This is a genomic window from Carboxylicivirga linearis (assembly GCF_018271995.1).
GTDB lineage: Bacteria > Bacteroidota > Bacteroidia > Bacteroidales > Marinilabiliaceae > Carboxylicivirga > Carboxylicivirga linearis.
In genome coordinates this window covers 1-18655 of record NZ_JAGUCO010000015.1, presented here as the reverse complement: position 1 = coordinate 18655, position 18655 = coordinate 1, and the positions used below count along the sequence as shown (strand labels likewise).

Annotated in this window: 14 protein-coding genes and 1 tRNA gene; 5 read left to right on the top strand and 10 right to left on the bottom strand. The window is 35.7% G+C overall.

Annotation, left to right across the window (positions count from 1 at the left end):
• Positions 1-52: 52 nt before the first annotated feature.
• Positions 53-493, top strand: coding sequence for a hypothetical protein (locus KEM10_RS15920; RefSeq protein WP_212217022.1), 441 nt, complete (start codon positions 53-55; stop codon positions 491-493).
• On the opposite strand, the gene porE is transcribed toward KEM10_RS15920, so the two are convergent.
• The 5 genes from porE to porU all read right to left on the bottom strand — a co-directional run bounded on the left by porE (position 485) and on the right by porU (position 8323).
• A complete protein-coding gene (porE, locus tag KEM10_RS15915; protein ID WP_212217021.1) occupies positions 485-2470 on the bottom strand; it encodes a PorE family type IX secretion system protein in 1986 nt (661 codons plus the stop codon). The two genes, KEM10_RS15920 and porE, sit on opposite strands and share 9 nt — an antisense overlap.
• Positions 2471-2565: 95 nt before the next feature.
• Positions 2566-2874, bottom strand: coding sequence for a thioredoxin family protein (locus tag KEM10_RS15910; RefSeq protein WP_212217020.1), 309 nt, complete (start codon positions 2872-2874; stop codon positions 2566-2568).
• A gap of 3 nt (positions 2875-2877) precedes the next feature.
• Complete coding sequence (ispF, locus tag KEM10_RS15905; RefSeq protein WP_212217019.1) at positions 2878-3357, bottom strand: 2-C-methyl-D-erythritol 2,4-cyclodiphosphate synthase; 480 nt, start codon at positions 3355-3357, stop codon at positions 2878-2880.
• Positions 3358-3366: 9 nt separating this feature from the next.
• On the bottom strand, positions 3367-4467 hold the full coding sequence (gene porV, locus KEM10_RS15900) for a type IX secretion system outer membrane channel protein PorV (RefSeq protein ID WP_244825933.1): 1101 nt from the start codon (positions 4465-4467) through the stop codon (positions 3367-3369).
• An 88-nt stretch (positions 4468-4555) separates the two neighbouring features.
• A complete protein-coding gene (porU, locus tag KEM10_RS15895; protein ID WP_212217017.1) occupies positions 4556-8323 on the bottom strand; it encodes a type IX secretion system sortase PorU in 3768 nt (1255 codons plus the stop codon).
• Between the two features lie 324 nt (positions 8324-8647).
• On the opposite strand from porU, the gene gldJ reads away from it, so the two are divergent.
• Positions 8648-10147 (top strand): gliding motility lipoprotein GldJ, encoded by a 1500-nt coding sequence (gldJ, locus tag KEM10_RS15890; RefSeq protein ID WP_212217016.1) that lies wholly within the window; start codon positions 8648-8650, stop codon positions 10145-10147.
• An 87-nt stretch (positions 10148-10234) separates the two neighbouring features.
• The gene (locus KEM10_RS15885; protein ID WP_212217015.1) at positions 10235-11524 is read left to right on the top strand and encodes a UDP-N-acetylmuramoyl-tripeptide--D-alanyl-D-alanine ligase; all 1290 of its coding nucleotides are present in this window, start codon (positions 10235-10237) and stop codon (positions 11522-11524) included.
• Here the strand turns inward: KEM10_RS15885 and KEM10_RS15880 are convergent.
• The 5 genes from KEM10_RS15880 to KEM10_RS15860 form a co-directional block, all read right to left on the bottom strand.
• Positions 11519-12550 (bottom strand): glycosyltransferase family 2 protein, encoded by a 1032-nt coding sequence (locus KEM10_RS15880; protein ID WP_212217014.1) that lies wholly within the window; start codon positions 12548-12550, stop codon positions 11519-11521. The genes KEM10_RS15885 and KEM10_RS15880 overlap by 6 nt on opposite strands.
• A 16-nt stretch (positions 12551-12566) precedes the next feature.
• A complete protein-coding gene (locus tag KEM10_RS15875) occupies positions 12567-13448 on the bottom strand; it encodes a lysophospholipid acyltransferase family protein (RefSeq protein ID WP_212217013.1) in 882 nt (293 codons plus the stop codon).
• On the bottom strand, positions 13449-14240 hold the full coding sequence (locus KEM10_RS15870; RefSeq protein WP_212217012.1) for an inositol monophosphatase family protein: 792 nt from the start codon (positions 14238-14240) through the stop codon (positions 13449-13451).
• Positions 14241-14243: 3 nt separating this feature from the next.
• A complete protein-coding gene (gene mtaB / locus KEM10_RS15865; protein ID WP_212217011.1) occupies positions 14244-15566 on the bottom strand; it encodes a tRNA (N(6)-L-threonylcarbamoyladenosine(37)-C(2))-methylthiotransferase MtaB in 1323 nt (440 codons plus the stop codon).
• 117 nt (positions 15567-15683) lie between these two features.
• A complete protein-coding gene (locus KEM10_RS15860) occupies positions 15684-17003 on the bottom strand; it encodes a PhoH family protein (protein ID WP_212217010.1) in 1320 nt (439 codons plus the stop codon).
• 81 nt (positions 17004-17084) lie between these two features.
• Here KEM10_RS15860 and KEM10_RS15855 point away from each other — a divergent pair, with 81 nt between their 5' ends.
• Positions 17085-18389, top strand: a complete 1305-nt coding sequence (locus KEM10_RS15855; protein WP_212217009.1) for a bifunctional folylpolyglutamate synthase/dihydrofolate synthase — start codon at positions 17085-17087, stop codon at positions 18387-18389.
• A gap of 63 nt (positions 18390-18452) precedes the next feature.
• Positions 18453-18527 (top strand) — tRNA-Val (locus tag KEM10_RS15850).
• Positions 18528-18655 lie beyond the last annotated feature (128 nt).

The following is an 18655-nucleotide window of genomic DNA, read 5'->3' as shown; positions in this document are numbered from 1 at the left end:
TCACTTTTATAGCTTAGCTAATATTATTATTTTCGCAGCCTCAAAATCAAAAATGGAAGAATTAGCTAAATATTTTGCTGTTTATATCACCGGAGCTACAGGTATCTATAAAGGTGTACCACTTGGTCTTGCATTAGGATTAAGTCCATTTACGTCTGCTATATGTACTTCATCAGGATCTATTTCTTTAATTTTAATACTGTTTTTTGCTGGTGATAAATTCCGGAATTGGTTAATTCACCGATTTGGGCAAAAGAAACTGGAAACCCGCAAAAAGAAGTTTACTGCTTGGATGGATAAATATGGGGTAGCAACACTTGGGTTAATGGTTACCGGTTTAATCGGCCCAATTTTATCTCTTTTGTTAGGTATGCTGATATTAACAGAAAGAAAGAAATTTCTTTTTTATCTGATAATTGGAATTATTGCATGGACCTTTGCACTGGCATTTCTGGCCAATCCAATAATTCAATGGATAAAACAATTATTCTGATTCCTCTTCTTTCTTTATCTTAAACTCAATTCTGCGGTTAATCTTATGAGCTTCACGTTTGTTGGATGCACCTCTGATTCTATTGATATTACTCTCCGTCAAAACGGTTCCTTCTGTCAGAAAATCGTACTTATTTGCCAATTTACTATCCACCTCCACAGGCTCACTATCTCCGTATCCTTTAGCTGATAAACGTTGAGTCTTTACACCTTTTGCAAGCAAATATTGCATCACTTCTTCTGCCCTTTTTTGGCTTAAAACAATCGATTCCGTTTCATTGCCTTCACCAGAAGCATGAGCAGCTATATCCAATACAATATTCTGATTAACCTCTAATATGGCAGCTAAACGGTCTAATTCTTGTCTGGAATCATTATTTAACTCAGAGGCTCCTTTCTCGAAGTATATATTCTGAAATATAATTGCATCTTCCATAGGCATCATAGGCACTTCAAACTCAAATACCTTATTATCACTCAAACCAATGGTACTAAACTTATGCTTGTAGTTAAAGAATCCTTTTGATGCTACCATAAACACATAGTCCGTTTGTTTTTTTAGTTGAAAACCAAACGATCCATCATCTTTAACATTGAGCTTAATATTGGTACCATCGGTTCCTATTAGTCGCACATATGATTCGCTTAAAGGAGTATCTTCTGACTGATGCATGACCTTCCCCCTCATGCTAAACTCTAATTTTGGCAGAATAAATGAATAGATATTATCAATTCCCTTAGAACTTCCCCGCGAAGAACTAAACATCCCCTCTTCTTCCATTCCTTTAAACACAATACCAAAATCATCGCTTTCGCTATTTATCGGGCTTCCTAAATTAGTTACTCTATAATAGCCTGCTTCTTCGTCATAAACCGCACGATAAATATCTAAACCACCATAACCAACATGACCATTAGAGGCAAAGTACAAACTTCCGTCCTCCCTAACATAGGGAAACATTTCATCACCAGGTGTATTAATAACGTTTCCAAGGTTAACCGGTTCATTCCAACCACTTTCACCACCTTTTTCTGCCTTCCAAATATCCTTACTTCCTTCACCGCCTGGCATGTCACTAACAAAATACAAGGAATTTCCATCAGGAGAAATAGCAGGATGAGCAACTAACAGACTATCTCCTCCAATAGCTATTTGAGTAGGCTCGCCCCATTTACCACCCGAACGACTCACTTCAAACATTTGAGCAGTTAGCGCCTCTTCATTATTATATGGACAGCGGGTAAAATACATTGTTTTGCCATCTGATGACATAGTAGCAGAACCTTCATCATACTCAGTATTGATGGTTTCATCCAAAGGTTCGGGATCTATCCAGTCGCCTTTAGCATCAATTCTTGACATATAAATATTAGAAGCACCCTGCCCTGTAATACGGCTTCTTTTTCTGGATTTCTTTTCTGTTCGCATCGATGAAAAATAAACCTGATCAAACTCGCTACTGGCGTAACCAGGAGAGAAATCACTATATCTTGTAGTACTAATATCTTTTATTTTCTCCACCTGATACCGTGTTTTTATTGAGTCGGTACGTATCAGCCGGATGGAACTCAAACCATTCTGTGCTCTTCGGTCTAATGCCTTTTTATCTAAGTAACTTTTAAAAGCTTCTTCAGCGTCATCCAACTTACCTGAAGCTAAGTAACACTCTGCCAAGTATAATTCCGCTTCTATATTCTCATATTTATAACGAACACTTCTTCTGTAACTACTGGCAGCCTTACTAGGCTTATTAGTAATTCGATAACAATTACCTAAATAAAATGAAATTTCACCTCTGGTGTATCTATTCTTTTCTTTACGGTAAGCTTTTTTGAATTGCTTGGCAGCCCGATCATACTCACCTATTAGATAAGCTTTATTGGCATTACCCATCTTCTTTCCTCCAGCACAGGAGAATAAAACGAATGCAATTAAGAGAAAAGCAATTTTTCGGTAAGTTTTCGACAAAAAGGGCATTAACTCCAGTGTTTAGAAAAATCAAAAATAAACAATTATTACAAAGGAGAAAACGACAGTTGCCCTTTATTATTGCCTTGAAGAAGGGGTAAATGTTAAAATAAAAGTTGATAAGGTCGGGCTATTGCCTCATCTATTTGTCCTAAACCTATATTTCGGCTGAACCTGTAATATTCTTTACCTTGGAAATAAATAAGAACGGTTGGCACAGCAAAAACTTGAAAGTTAGCAGCTACTTCTGGTTGTTCAACGGTATTAACGTACGCAAATTCACATTTGGAATATTTTTCAGTAATCAATTCTTTTACTTTTGGTTTTAGCACCTTACACACATTACATGCATCGTGAGAAAAATAAAGAACTAATGCATCCTTTTCCTGAATTAACTTTTCAACCTCATTCATAACTTAATGCTTTGAAATTAATACCGTAGCGTAAGCAGCAATACCAGCTTCGGTACCAACAAATCCCAACTTCTCGGTGGTAGTAGCCTTAATTGCTACATCCTCAATATCAATAGCCATGGTATCTGCTAATACCTTTTGCATAGTTGGTATCACATCTTTCAATTTAGGCTTTTGCAAGGCTATGGTTGAATCAATATTTCCTATTGTAAAACCCTTATTGGTAATCAAATCTATTGTTTTTCTTAAAAGAATCTTACTATCAATTCCTTTTAACGACGGATCGTTATCGGGAAAATGATAACCAATATCGCGTAAATTTGCAGCGCCTAATAAAGCATCACAGATGGCGTGTATTAAAACATCACCATCTGAATGACCTATACTTCCTTTTATATGATCGATTTGAATACCTCCGATCCACAACTCTTCGCCTTCCCCCAACTTGTGGACGTCGTAACCAAAACCAACACGTATTTTCATTTTAGTCAATTATCTTCTACGCTTTTTTGACTTACCACCATTCATTTCACTTAAATCAAATGACAGAGAGAAACGCATGGTATTAGCTAATGGATTATTTGCCACCATTGGTATCAGGTAAGAGAAATCAAGTTGAAACATATTAAATTTCAAACCTCCTCCCGCTGATGCAAACTTCCTATTCCCCTGACTCTCATCCTCATGGAAATATCCGGCACGTAAAGCAAATTGTTTATCATACCAATATTCTGCCCCAAGTGACATGGTTATCTTCTGCAATTCACCTTTCAAACCATCGGCTGTAGCATATGAAACCCCTTCATCATCAACCTGAGTGTAAGGAACCAGTAATCTATTGGCATCAAAAGCAAATGAAATAGAATTATACTTGTCCATATCCATTGCAAATCCAACTCCTAACTTAAGATTAGTTGGAATATATTCTTTATTAACATTATCGTAACTAATTCTGGAACCAATATTAGAAATATTAATACCAGCACTAAATTCGGCATCATTACGATTGATTCGCATTGGATTTACAAAGTAAAAAGCAACATCGGCTGCAAAAGCGTTTCCTGCTTGCAATGCTCCGTTATCTCCATAACCGTTGGTTAAATCAGATCGGATATATCTAAAAGCTACTGCTCCTGAAAATTTTTCAGACAACACTCTTGAATAGGCAGCATCTAAAGCAAACTCATTGGGATTACCCGTGTATTGTGCCGTACCATCGGCTCCGGTAAAAGTAATTTGCCCCAAAGAAAAATACCTTAACGACGCACTAACTGTCTGCATTTTATCAAGTCTATAATGAAATGATAAATAGGACATGTTAATATCATTTACTAACTGTCTTAACCAAGGCGTAAATGACAGAGACACCCCCATACTGCTCTCAATAAAAGCATATTTTGCAGGATTCAGATGCTGAGAGTTCATATCCGGTGATGTAGCAGCACCAACATCTCCCATACCTCCGGCTCTTGATTCCGGATTGATATTTAAGAATGGAACAGCTGTTTGAGTAGTTGTTTGCGCCTTAGTGAATATAAAGTTTAAAGACAGGATTACTGATAAAACACCAATCTTTAATAATTTCCTTTTCATACTTATTTTATTATACATTTTTGAAAGTTCAAATTTACACCAGTTTTCCCCAAAGTGATATAGATGTAACTATAATTTTTTCCAATTATTATTTAATTACTAATATTTTTTTTGAAAATACGCCTTGTTGACCATCATCTGTGTTAAATTCTCCGTGCAAGATATACACTCCCCGCTGAAGGCCGGACGGAATCTTATAGTCAAATGGAGTAACCGCACCCCCAACTGATATATTCTGCTGTTTTAGTACATCAATCAATCGACCACTTAGATCATAAAGCCTTAAAGTTGTTTCTAAAATTGAATTAGGAGCATCATGATCAAATGACACTTTAACTGTCTCACCGGAGGCCACCGGGTTTGGTTCAACCTGAACATTATCAATTTTCAACTCACCTGTAATTTCAACCCTAAATTCTAATTCAATGGTTGATGAATTATTAACATTATCCCATGCTTTTAACTGAAGAACATGTTTTCCGGATTCCAGAGTTGGTAATTGGTAAGACAAACTTCCTCTTTGATAATCACCAGTCTCCGACACATAATAATCATTCAAAACTATTGACTTTGATCGATCATCATCTATTGTTAAGGTAATATCATGACCAATTCCTACACCACTTGTATTAATACCACTTTCATCGAAAAAATGAGCCGTAAGTATGGGGCTTGTTCCTGTAACATCTCCATTTTTAAATCCTTCTGAATTTAACCATGCAGTAATTTCAGGCCCTTCATTATCATCTGGTGGATTATTGGTAATACTACCCACTTTAATATTATTATTTGCACCAAATGCCTCTACCTGATTCGCATCAGAGCCGTAAAAACTTATTCTTCCATTTCCAACATTATAGCGTATATCTTTAGGAACCATGAAGGATACAGAAAAATGATCATTATTTACATTTACATCTCCTCTATAAATTCTATTCTGGTATAATTCATATTCGAAAGGCACCATCCCTCCGTTTCCTAATGTTGCAACAGTAACCGGCTTATCAAACACCTTCACTTCAACTAATCCATCTTCAAACATGGAACTATTCCCATCAGCAATTACCCCCTCTATTTCAATTAAATCAAGAGCCTTTAATGTATCTTGTTTAGCAGGATCTGATTCCCCATTTATTTTATCAATTGAGATACTATTAACAGGATAATTCAATCGCAAAGCGGGGTCTCCCAGCAAAGTAAAATTCAGCTTATTAATAGTTGTACTTGAAGCATTCTTTGTTTCTCTTATGATATCTCCTAACCTAAGCTTCTCCCCGTTTGTATCTTTTTCAAAGATGTAATTATAAAGATTATTATTAAGGTTAAAATTTGAAGATGACCACGCTACCCTTGTTGTTGTAAGCAATCCTATTCCACCTCCATTGGGTGTTACTATCACTTTCTCACCTGCCGATCCTTCTGTAAGATCTTTTTTATCATACCGACTAAACTCACATGTTGCTGTTACAAATAATGGAAGTCGGTTGGTATTTGTTAGTTTTTCAATATCCGTTCTATCTAGTATATTTTCATGAGCCAGCTGATTTTCGCCACCATGACCTGTATAGTTAAATATTAAAGTCCCCTGATTGAGCGCTTCCTGTATAGCTATATTCACATCAGGATATGCACCTCCGGATATATTTGTTTCTTTTTTATAAGCATCTAAATAAATCTTTGTAATATCAAATTCTGGGTGTTCATTCATCACTTTTTGAGTAAGCGATTCAGCTTGCCGCATATGAAGATTATTGTCTCCATCATCTCCCACAAAAGTTAAAGTTGACTTCCAATTACTATACAGAGGATTAAACAGGTAGTTCTCTATTTTATCTACAACTATTTTTGCCTGCTCTTGAGAGTTCACAGGGAATCGCCCAATACCTATGTCTAATTTATACTTTTGTATCGAACCACCTCCTTCTCCTTCATCTAAAAAACCAAAGAAATCATCTGAAGTGTATGAATTGGTAATATTAGTTGAATTTTCAGATTGATATGTAAGAATGAAGTTAGTATTATCTTCATCGTTACTTTTATTATCGTAGGAACCATTTCCAAATAGTAATAAATACTTGAATTTATCATCCTTCTGATATAAGAACCTAGCAAAATCTCTTATGGCACTAACATCAGGTTGTCCCGATGAGAACTCATTATAAATTTGTTGAGGCTCTACAATTAAGCATTCCAATCCTGAATTCTGATTATGCAGTTCTGCCAAACGATTTGCTTGCTCTTTAAACAATGGATGAACAACAATCAACATATCAGGAACAGATACACTATGTAAATCCTGATTCGCCACTTCTTCAACCATAGAAGGTTGTGGTAAACTAGCCAATGGATCAAACACTATAAATTCCTTTAATTTGTCAGTTGAAGCAGTGAAACCTTTTTTATTACCATAACTTTCAAGTTCAATCTTGACAGGATCAATATGATCAGTTATATCCCACAATACTGTGTTACTATTGGTATTATCCAAGTAAAACCTGGTTACATTCCCTTCTCCAACAACATCTTTATTTCTAAATTCCAGTTGATTATTTAGTGTTAAATACTCCTTTGCGTTTAAAGTAAGGTAATTAAGATTACCAAACGCTCCATTAGCTGAAGTATTAAACAGTAAACCAACACTTACATCACTTCCATTACTATAAAAAGATGACTGTGCAATTCCTGAATTAGCCCAACTACCTGTTGTCGTACTGTAATCAACAGATGGGATAGTTATTTCTTGTAATGGATTACCTGAACCATTAATAAAAGTTTTTAGGATAGCTCCCGTATTAGAACGACCAATGACACTAGTTAAAAGCTTGAGTGGCTTTTCTGTGTTTAAATTAGAAAATTTAAAATCATAATTTTGCAGCCTGCCAACTTCTATTCTTTCTCCATACCATGTACGACCAGAGTGAATTAAATTGTATAGTTCCAACTCATAATAAGTATAACTATCGTACTCATCAGTCTCGTTAGTAAATGAGTCATACATATCAGATGTTGTCTGAACCGTTTTCCCTACTCCAACATCTTCAGTTAAAAAATAGTATGCCTCATCGGTATAATCATGTATTTGATGCACAAACATATCCCGCTGACCATCATATTTCCAGGTTGTTGGTCCCTGAGCATAAAAATAAATAGCATTATTATAATGCATTACAGCATTCTCTTGTAAATCATCATATCTGTCAGTACTATTGCTTTTGGGTAACATATTTCCTCCGTTCCCAAAAACTTTTACATTCTGACCACTACTAAATCCCCAAGTAGTTAATGTAGAATAAGGTATTTTATGCACCCCGGATTCACTTATTGAAACTTTAATCCACCTCCCGCTACTAAGTACTGAATTAGATGTAACCGTTTTGTTTATTGACGATTTTAAAGTAGAATTAGAACTATCTTTATCAGGAATATTGATTTGTAACTGTAGCTTGGTAATTCTATTATATACTTGAAGTTGTTCATCATACGCAAGTGGAACTATACTTACTTCAAGAAACTTTTTCTTACGAATAGTAACAATATCCTTTTCAATTAACTTAACCGAATTCAAATCAACATCCTTTATCAATAATGTCTCTTTTGAACTCAAGGCTTGCTTTTCTTTTGGGGTTACAAAAACCTCTATATCATCAATTGAAACATAATTATTTTCTATAGGATATTGCCATAACATTAATGGAAGCCCTTCTTCAGTTTCTCCTGCCTGATTTGAAAAGCTCATGTATGATTGTGACTCATCAAATGTATTCCAATTAATTATTAGATTCTCTTTTAAAGATTGCGCTTCTAATCCAAAAGTTAACAAAAAGCAAATAAATCCTATCGTGATTATCCTTACCATATTAATTTCAATGAGTAATACTAACGTTACTAATGTGTTAAAAGTTTATCTTGCGGTTCCTTTGAGCAATTTTTACACAATGCATTTTTGAGTAAAAATTACAAAAGCAGCAAAAATAACTCTTTCAGCACAAGATTTTGTTATATTTAACGTTTAGACTTAAGAAAAATTGCTCGTTGATAAATTACAGATAAAAAAAAGCATTAAACCTTCGATTGGTATAACCTTTTTTTATTTTTGCAGTATAACAAAGGCAATTGAACTTTACTTTTGAGTTAATTTATTTTATAAAAAGTTGAATATTAGATCACAATACTATAAGCTATGAGGATTAAAAACGGAATTATTCTGGCTGTTTTTGCTTTAAGTATGATTAGTTTTTCATCATGCAAAAGTGGTAAAGGCAACAAAAGTGTTTCATCAACTACTGGTTGGGACTATAATACCCCTGACAATGGTGGATTCGAATACAAAGCCGGCTACGAGCAAGAAACCGGACCAGGCCTTGTATTTATTGAAGGAGGTACCTTTATAATGGGACGTGTAGAGCAAGATGTTCTTTATGAATGGAACAATGCTCCTCGACGCGTTACAGTACCTTCGTTTTATATGGATGAAACAGAAGTACGAAATGTTGACTACCTTGAATATTTATTCTGGATCAACCGTGTTTATGTTGATTATCCCGAAGTTTACAGAAAAGCATTGCCTGACACATTGGTATGGCGTCGTCCAATGGCTTATAATGAGCCAATGGTTGAAAACTACCTTCGTCACCCTGCTTATGCTGAATATCCAGTAGTGGGAGTTAACCATATTCAGGCACAAGACTATTGTAAATGGCGTACCGACCGAGTCAATGAAATGATTCTTGTTAACGAAGGCATTCTTGAATTGGATGTAAACCAACAAAATGAGAACGTTTTTGATACGGAAGCCTACTTATATGGACAATACGAAGGTATCCAAGGGAAAAGACCCATGGAAGACCTTAATCCAAATAACGAAAGCCGTCGTGTAAGATGGGATGATGGTTTGTTATTACCTAAATACCGCCTCCCAACCGAAGCTGAATGGGAATATGCAGCCTTAGGTTTGATTGGTAATTCTTACGATGAAAGAATGACAAGTCGTCGTATTTACCCTTGGGATGGACATATCTTACGTAATGCCGATAAAAAAGAACGCGGTAAGATGATGGCCAACTTTGTAAGAGGTAATGGTGATATGATGGGTATGGCCGGAGACTTAAATGACGGTGGTGACATTACTGTTGATGTACACTCATATTATCCAAACGATTACGGTTTATACTGTATGGCTGGTAATGTTAACGAGTGGGTAGCTGACGTTTATCGTCCATTATCATTCGAAGACATGGATGAGTTTAGTCCTTACCGTGGTAATGTTTTCAAACAAAAGGTTCTTGACGAAGAAGGTTATATTGTTGAAAAAGACAGTTTAGGTCGTATTAGATATAGAGCAGAGACTGACAAAGACATTATGAACCGTAAGAACTACCGTACTGCTGATAACCGAAACTTTGAAGATGGTGATGCAGTAACAAATATTTCAGGTGCAGACTCATGGGTTGAATCTGAATCAAGCACTGGAGATATGTACTCCGGAGCTCCTAACAGTAGCCTAGGAAGTTTAGTAAGCGACCGTTCAAGAGTATATAAAGGCGGTGGTTGGAGAGATCGTGCTTACTGGCTAAGCCCAGGTGCTCGTCGTTACCTTGATGAGAGAGAAAGCCGTGATGACCTTGGATTCCGCTGTGCTATGACACGAGTTGGAAGCCCAATGTCAAACACAAAAAAATAAAATAGCAGATAATTCCATAGATATAAGAGGTTGACTTTATAAGTCAACCTCTTTTTTTTATTTTCGCTAAATAAATATTCTTGGTTTATGGCTGAAATAAATGATATATATAAGGCGTTTTGTGACTCAACCGGTATTTCTACAGATAGCAGAAACTGTCCTGATGAAGCTATGTTTGTCGCTCTCAAGGGAGAAAACTTTGATGGTAATAAATATGTAGAGGAGGTATTATTAAAAGGAGCAAAATATGCCATCACTAATAATCCAAATCTTGCACATCTCAAGAATGTATTTATTGTTGAAGACACATTAAAGACACTTCAAGAACTTGCACAATTTCACCGCAGACAGCTTTCATTCCCTATTATCTCCATAACAGGTACCAATGGTAAAACCACCACTAAGGAATTAATTAATGCGGTACTCTCTGAAAAATTTAAAACCAAAGCAACCAAAGGTAATTTCAACAATCACATTGGAGTTCCGCTGACACTTTTATCTTTTACTAAAGAAATGGCAATGGGAATTGTAGAAATGGGTGCCAATCATATAGGAGAGATAGGACTTTTATGCGCCATAGCTGAGCCTGATTACTGCATCATAACAAACGTAGGAAAAGCACACCTTGAAGGATTTGGCTCATTCGAAGGAGTAAAAAAAGCCAAAGGGGAGATGTATGATTATGCTGCTAAAAATGATAAACTCATATTTATCAACCATGAGAATTCGCATCTGCAGGAAATGGCTACTCAAAACAAATTGAGGTTCGAGTTCGGAAGAAAAACTGATATTGAAGTTCAACTTACGAATGCTGCACCTTTTGTAAAAATTAACTGGACTGATAAACAACTAAATAAAGAATATAATACATCAACTAATTTGATTGGAGCATATAATCTTGAAAACATAAATGCGGCAATAGCTATTGGAAGATATTTTAATATTAGCCCTGAGGCAATAAATCATGCAATCAGCAGCTATCAACCAACAAATAATCGTTCTCAATTCATAAATTCTAAAAACAACAGGATTATTATGGATGCGTACAATGCTAATCCATCAAGCATGGCTGTTGCGTTAGACAACTTCAATCAGATTCAGGAAAATAAAAAGTGGATTATACTTGGAGGGATGAAAGAATTAGGAAACGACTCTCTTTCGGAACATAAAAAACTCATTAAAACTATTGACGATTGTGAGTTTTCAAAGGTCTTACTAATTGGCGATGAGTTCTCAGGAATTAATGGATCTTACAATCATTTTTCAAATAATAATGATTGCATTAATTTTATCAAACAGAATCCCCCTAAAGAGGCGTATATTCTCATTAAGGGATCTAGAAGCAATAAACTGGAAGAACTTCTACCTTTCCTATAAGTGAAAATGTTTTAATTCACTAAACAGCTTCACTTTTTTAAAATAAAATGCCCAGATAATGCTCTGCGGATATATTTCTTTGTGTTTTGAAACTCGCCTTAAATGCTTTTGATGTCTTCGCTTTACCCATGCAGATGGCAGTAATCGATAGAAAGACATATGAGCATTAAATACAGCTGCAGCAAAACGAAACTCACCTTTAATAAAAAAATGAAATGCGGCTACTCCGTCTAAAATCATTCTGAAAACAATAACAGGAAAGATGCTTTTCCCACTTAAATTCTTTAACATCATCAGCAGGTTGTTCCGGAAGTTAAGATACGTTTTACGAGGATGCTGCTGATCTAAGGTAGCACCTCCAACATGCAGCACTTCTGATGATGGAAAGACTTTTATGCTGTAACCCATATTTTTTATCCTCCAACAAAGATCAATTTCTTCCATATGAGCAAAAAATGACTCATCCAATCCTCCTGCCTGTTGATACAAATCAGCTCTTATCATTAAGGAAGCACCAGTAGCCCAGAATACAGATTGAGGATCATTATACTGACCTCTGTCCTGCTCTATTTCGTTTAGAATTCTTCCTCGACAAAACGGATAGCCAAACACATCCATATATCCACCAGAAGCACCCGCGTACTCAAATTTTTCAGGTTGATTATAGGCTCTGATTTTAGGCATGCAGGCAGCCAAATTATGATCGGTATCCATTGCCTTTATTAAAGGATCGAGCCAGCCTTCAACAGGTGCTACATCACTATTTAATAAGAGATAATAATCGGCATCAACTTTTTTTAGTGCTCTATTATATCCTCCGGCAAAACCATAGTTTTTATCTAATGATATTATCTGAACATCAGGAAATTTATTTTTTAGATAGTCAACACTTTCATCTGAAGAAGCATTATCTGCCACAATAATTTCAACATCCGGACGATTGGAATTTTTAATAACAACCGGAAGGAATTTTTCAAGCAATGTTTTTCCATTCCAGTTTAAAATTACAACAGCAGTTTTTGACATCAGTTACAATGCTAGGTTAGTTAATTCTTCTTTCGTTTACGTATTTCCATCTACGGTGTGACCACAACCAGTTTTCTGGTTTTTTAATTATAACCTGCTCAAGGTACTGAATATATTTATCGGTAATTTCGTGTCCACTACTAACTTCACTATCCTCAACCATAGGAACAATATTCACCTCATAATAACCTCGTTTTACCTTTTGCATGTCTAAATAAACAACGGGCGACTTGGTTAACTTCGCAATTTTTTCAGGCCCGGTAAGAACAGGGGTATTCTGATTTAAGAAACTTGTCCAATATTGAATTTCTTTTCTTCCTGGACTTTGATCTGCAATTAACCCCAGTATAAAACGCTGATTGGCTTTCTTTAACTTAACCACTTCTTTCAAAGTTGCTTTCATTGTAAAATTTTTATTCCCCCATCGCTCTCTCAGTTTCAACATATAAGCATCAAACTGCTTATTTTTTAAAGGACGATAAACATCACACCCTAAGGCTTTACAATGTAAGTTAATACTTGGAACCCACTCCCAGTTATTATAATGCGCCATTACTGCAACAACATCTTTCCCCTCATCATAAGCTTTATCAATAAACTCCAAGTTATTATACTTAACTCTTTTCTTCATTTCAGCCTCACTCATGGTTTGAATCTTGGTAGTCTCAACAAACAAATCGCAAAAATGACGATAAAACTTATTACGTATCTTTTTAATCTCTTTAAAAGACTTTTCCGGGAAAGAATATTTTAGGTTTTCCTCAATTACCTTACGACGATAACCTACCAGACGTATTAGGATATAATAGAAATCAGCAAAAACATACAACACACGCATTGGCAACAAACTACCTACCCATAGTATACCAATGAAAATGTTAGTAAAAAAAGCCTTCATTTATTTAACCATCAATTTATAAATAGCGTTGCTAAATTCATCGAATGTAGCCTTGTTACTTGCAATAATCTCGCGACCAAAAATGTAATTGTCACCTTTTGAAAAATCGCAAACCTTTCCTCCTGCTTGTTCCACAATAAAAGCTCCGGCAGCTACATCCCAAGGTTTTAAATCATATTCATAGAAAGATTCAAAACGTCCACAGGCTACATAAACTAAATCAGTAGCAGCAGAGCCCAAGCGGCGCAAACCATGGGAATTCATCATAAAATAATCGAGCGACTCCTTAAATCCATCCATTCTGCTAAAATTAGAATAAGGAAATCCGGTTGCAACCAAACTATCAGCTACGGTTGGTGCCTTTGACACTTCAATAACTTTCCCATTCAAGTAAGCTTGCCCTCCTTTCCACGAATAAAAGCACTCATCAAGACCTACTTCATAAACCACACCAACAACCATTTTATCATCTTCCATCAAGGCAATACTGACTGCATAAGGAGATAATCCATGAATAAAATTGGTTGTCCCATCAATCGGATCAATTATCCAATTAAATTTATCACCACGAACATCCTCTGTTCCTTCTTCAGCAATAAAACCAGCTTCCGGAAGAAGCTTTTTAAGACCATCAACAATTCTTCTTTCCGAAGCCTTATCGATGTGTGTAACAAAATCATTACTTCCTTTGGTCTCAATATTTAAGATTGCATTTTGCCTTTCTTCTTTGATAAATAAACCTGTTGATCGAGCAATCTCACAAACAGATTCACAGATATTTTTGTAATTCATATATTATGGTTTGATCATTTCAACACTCATAGCCATATCGTTTAAAGTCAAATGTTTTAACTTAACTTTTGCGATTTGATTAACCAATGCTGAATCATATTTTATTTCTGATTTCAAATAGTTAGGTGTATACCCTGTCATATAGCCTTCGTGTTCAGATTTCTCGAACAACACCTCCGTTTCAGTCCCCACATGCTGCTTATAAAAAGCTAGAGTCTTTTGATCAGATAACTCATGAAGTTTCTTACTACGCTCTTTTCGAACATGAATAGGCACCACTCCTTCAATTTTTAAAGCCTTAGTATTAGGCCGCTCAGAATACGTAAAAACATGTAGTTGCGTAATATCCAGATTATCTAAAAACTGATAGGTTGTTTCAAAATCTTCATCTGACTCACCTCTCACACCAGTTATCACATCAACTCCAATAAAGGCATTCGACATTACAGATTTTACTTTTTCAACCCTCTGCTTAAAAAGTTGTGTGTCATACTTTCGCTTCATCAACGTAAGTATTTTATCACACCCCGACTGAAGTGGAATATGAAAATGTGGCATAAATCTTTTTGACTGACCAACAAATTCAATTATTTCATCCGTTAACAGGTTCGGTTCAATTGACGAAATACGAAATCTATCTATTTCCTCAACTTTATCCAATGCTTTAATCAAGTCAAAAAATGTTTCATCCGTTCCTTTTCCAAAATCACCAATATTTACACCTGTTAAAATAATTTCCTTTGCACCTGACTTAGCTGCCTTCTTTGCCTGCAAAACAGTATTAACCACACTATCACTTCGGCTTCTACCTCGTGCCAAAGGTATGGTACAATACGAACAAAAATAATCACACCCATCCTGTACCTTCAAAAAACAACGAGTACGATCACCAAAAGAAAATGATGGTTGAAACTTCTTATTCTTACCAATATTTCCGGCAAATACCTCGGTAGTCTCATGTTTTTTTCCATCATGCATATATTGCAGAATGTCGAATTTTTCATCCGATCCCAACACCAAATCAACACCCTCAATATGGGCAACATCTTCGGGTTTTAACTGAGCAAAACACCCTGTCACGACAATATAAGCATCAGGATTTTGCTTGATGGCTTTACGAATTACCTGCTTACATTTTTTATCGGCCAACTCAGTAACTGAGCAAGTATTAAAAACATAAACATCCGCTTTTTCAGTTAGTGAAACCTTTGAAAACCCAGCTTCCATCATAGTTGCTGCAACGGTTGAAGTTTCGCTGAAATTTAATTTACAACCAAATGTATGGAATGCTACTTTTCTGTTTTTAAAAACCGATTGGTCAATCATCTGCCTTACTTTAGACGCCAAAATTATGAAAAAGTAAGCTATTTAAAGGCTTTCTAAAAAAAAACTAGCCCTTAAGAAATGTTAAGGGCTAAACTTCATAATTTATTAGTATTCTCTCTATAGAAGATTTGATGCTAATTCAGCCAAATAACTTCTTTCCCCTTTAACCAGGTTTATATGCGCAAATAACTCCTGACCACGCATTTTATCTGTCATATAGGCCAAACCATTCGATTGCATATCCAAATAAGGTGAATCAATCTGTTGAACATCTCCGGTAAATATAAGCTTAGTTCCTTCACCAGCTCTAGTAATTATGGTTTTTACCTCATGAGGCGTCAGGTTTTGAGCCTCATCAATAATAAAATAGGCATCTGATAAACTTCTACCTCTTATATATGCCAAAGGAGTAATTACTAATTGCTCATTCTTCACCATTTCATCTATCCGATTAACTTCTTTACTAGTTGGCTTAAATCTACTTTTTATCACCCCCAGATTATCAAATAACGGCTGCATATACGGACCAATTTTCTCATTAACGTCGCCAGGTAGAAAACCTAAATCGCGGTTTGCCAAAGGCACTATTGGGCGTGCTAATAATATTTGATTATACATCTGAAACTGCTGCATTGCAGCGGCCAAAGCCAATAATGTTTTACCAGTCCCGGCCTTACCGGTTAAGGATACTAATTTTATATCAGGATTTAGTAAAGCATCCAATGAGAAAGTTTGCTCGGCATTTCGCGGTTCAATTCCATAGGCAGTATGTTTTTCTACTCTTTTAATTAATCCCGAAACCTTATCATGAAAAGCCAATACACTTTGATTGCCATTACGAAGCACAAAGTATTGATTTGGAGGCAAGTCTTCATCGGCAGGAAATTCCACTTCAGGTATTCCCGGATGGGTATACAATGCCTCAATCATACTTTTATCGAAATTTTCATGAATCTCGACTCCATGACTTAGTATATCAATATCTTTAACCTTATCGTTTTCATAATCCTCAGACTTAAGCCCAAGAGATTTCGCCTTCAAGCGTAAATTAATATCCTTAGTAATCAATATTGATTGACGTCGAGGAAATTTAGATTTAATATGAAGCGCAATAGCTAAAATTCGATGATCAGCGGTATGCTCACTAAACGAGTCTTTCATTTCCTCCGGCAATGGCTTACCTGTTGCTACAAAAAGCTTACCTAAACCTTTTCCAAGAGCAACTCCATCCTTAAAAAGTTTCTCACCAGCTATTTTATCCATCTCACGAGCAAATTCGCGAGCTTGAAAATTAATTAAATCATTACCTTTCTTAAACTTATCTAATTCTTCCAATACAACAATTGGAATGATTATATCATTTTCCTCTAAGTTGTATATACATTTGTGGTCGTGAAGAAGAACATTGGTGTCGAGAATAAATATTTTTTTAGCCATATAAAAAGGGTTTCTGTTGCTATTAAAGATAAGGAAATTTCGACGTGATGTACATTTGCGAATTATTAATTTTGATTAACAATGAAGAGCTATCAAGAAACGCTGAACTATTTATTCAGTCAACTACCGATGTATCAACGTGTAGGTCAAGCAGCTTACAAAGCTGATTTACACACTACACTTGAGCTGGATAAGTATTTCAATCATCCACATAAAAATTACAAAACGATACATGTTGCCGGAACAAATGGGAAGGGATCCGTTTCGCATTGTCTTGCTTCGGTTTTACAACAGGCCGGATATAAAACAGGTTTGTACACTTCCCCTCACTTAGTTGATTTCAGAGAAAGAATAAAAGTGAATGGTGAAATGATTTCGGAACAAGCGGTAATTGATTTTGTGGAAAACCATCAGGATATTATCAACACTCTTGAGCCTTCCTTTTTTGAGATGACAGTTGCAATGGCCTTTGAATACTTTAAGAATGAGAAAGTTGACATTGCCATAATAGAAGTAGGAATGGGCGGAAGATTGGATTCAACTAACATCATCTCTCCTGAATTATCTGTAATTACTAACATAGGACTGGACCATACAACTTTTTTAGGAGATACCTTACCCAAAGTTGCAGCTGAAAAAGGAGGTATTATCAAGGAGAACATTCCTGTTATTATTGGACAAACACAGGAAGAAACATCTCCAATATTTATTGAGTTGGCAAAATCAAAATCTACTCCCATTACATTCGCAGATCAGAAATTGGAAGCACCTTACTCTACATTTAGTATTGACGAAAAACAAATTTTCCAGATATCTGAAAATGGTCAAATAAAATATCCCAACCTAAAACTGGATTTATTGGGTAATTATCAACGTAAAAATATTGTTACAGCTTTATGCACAATCGAATCACTTCAACAAAAAGGCTTTCCAATTTCAATAGATGATATTTACAAGGGTCTGCAGAATGTAGTATCAAATACTGGACTACTGGGACGTTGGCAAACTATTGGATATAATCCAAGGATAGTTTGTGACACAGGTCATAATGCCGAAGGTATTAAATTAATAGTAGAGCAAATAAAAAACACTGCTTATAAAACCTTGCATTTCATAATTGGAATGGTGGACGATAAAGATCACGCAAAGGTGTTATCGCAACTACCTAAAGATGCCATTTATTATTTCACTAAAGCTGCTATTCCAAGAAGTATAGCATCAGAAAAGCTTCAAATAATGGCAAAAGATCATCAACTAGAAGGCGATTGTTACCCAACTCCTCATGAAGCTTTAGAAAAAGCAAAAAAAATAGCAGATGCTAATGATTTGATATTCATCGGAGGAAGCACATTCATTGTTGCTGACACCTTGGAAAACATTCAATAATATTTGGAGGTGATAAAAAAGAGATATATTTTTGCATCGCTTTTCAGGAGAGATCTTGATAAAGGGCGATTAGCTCAGTTGGTTTAGAGCACTTGGTTTACACCCAAGGGGTCGGGGGTTCGACTCCCTCATCGCCCACTCATCAGTCAAAGGTGACTGTGAGGTTTAATTTTAAATAACCTGAATAATATTTCAGGGCGATTAGCTCAGTTGGTTTAGAGCACTTGGTTTACACCCAAGGGGTCGGGGGTTCGACTCCCTCATCG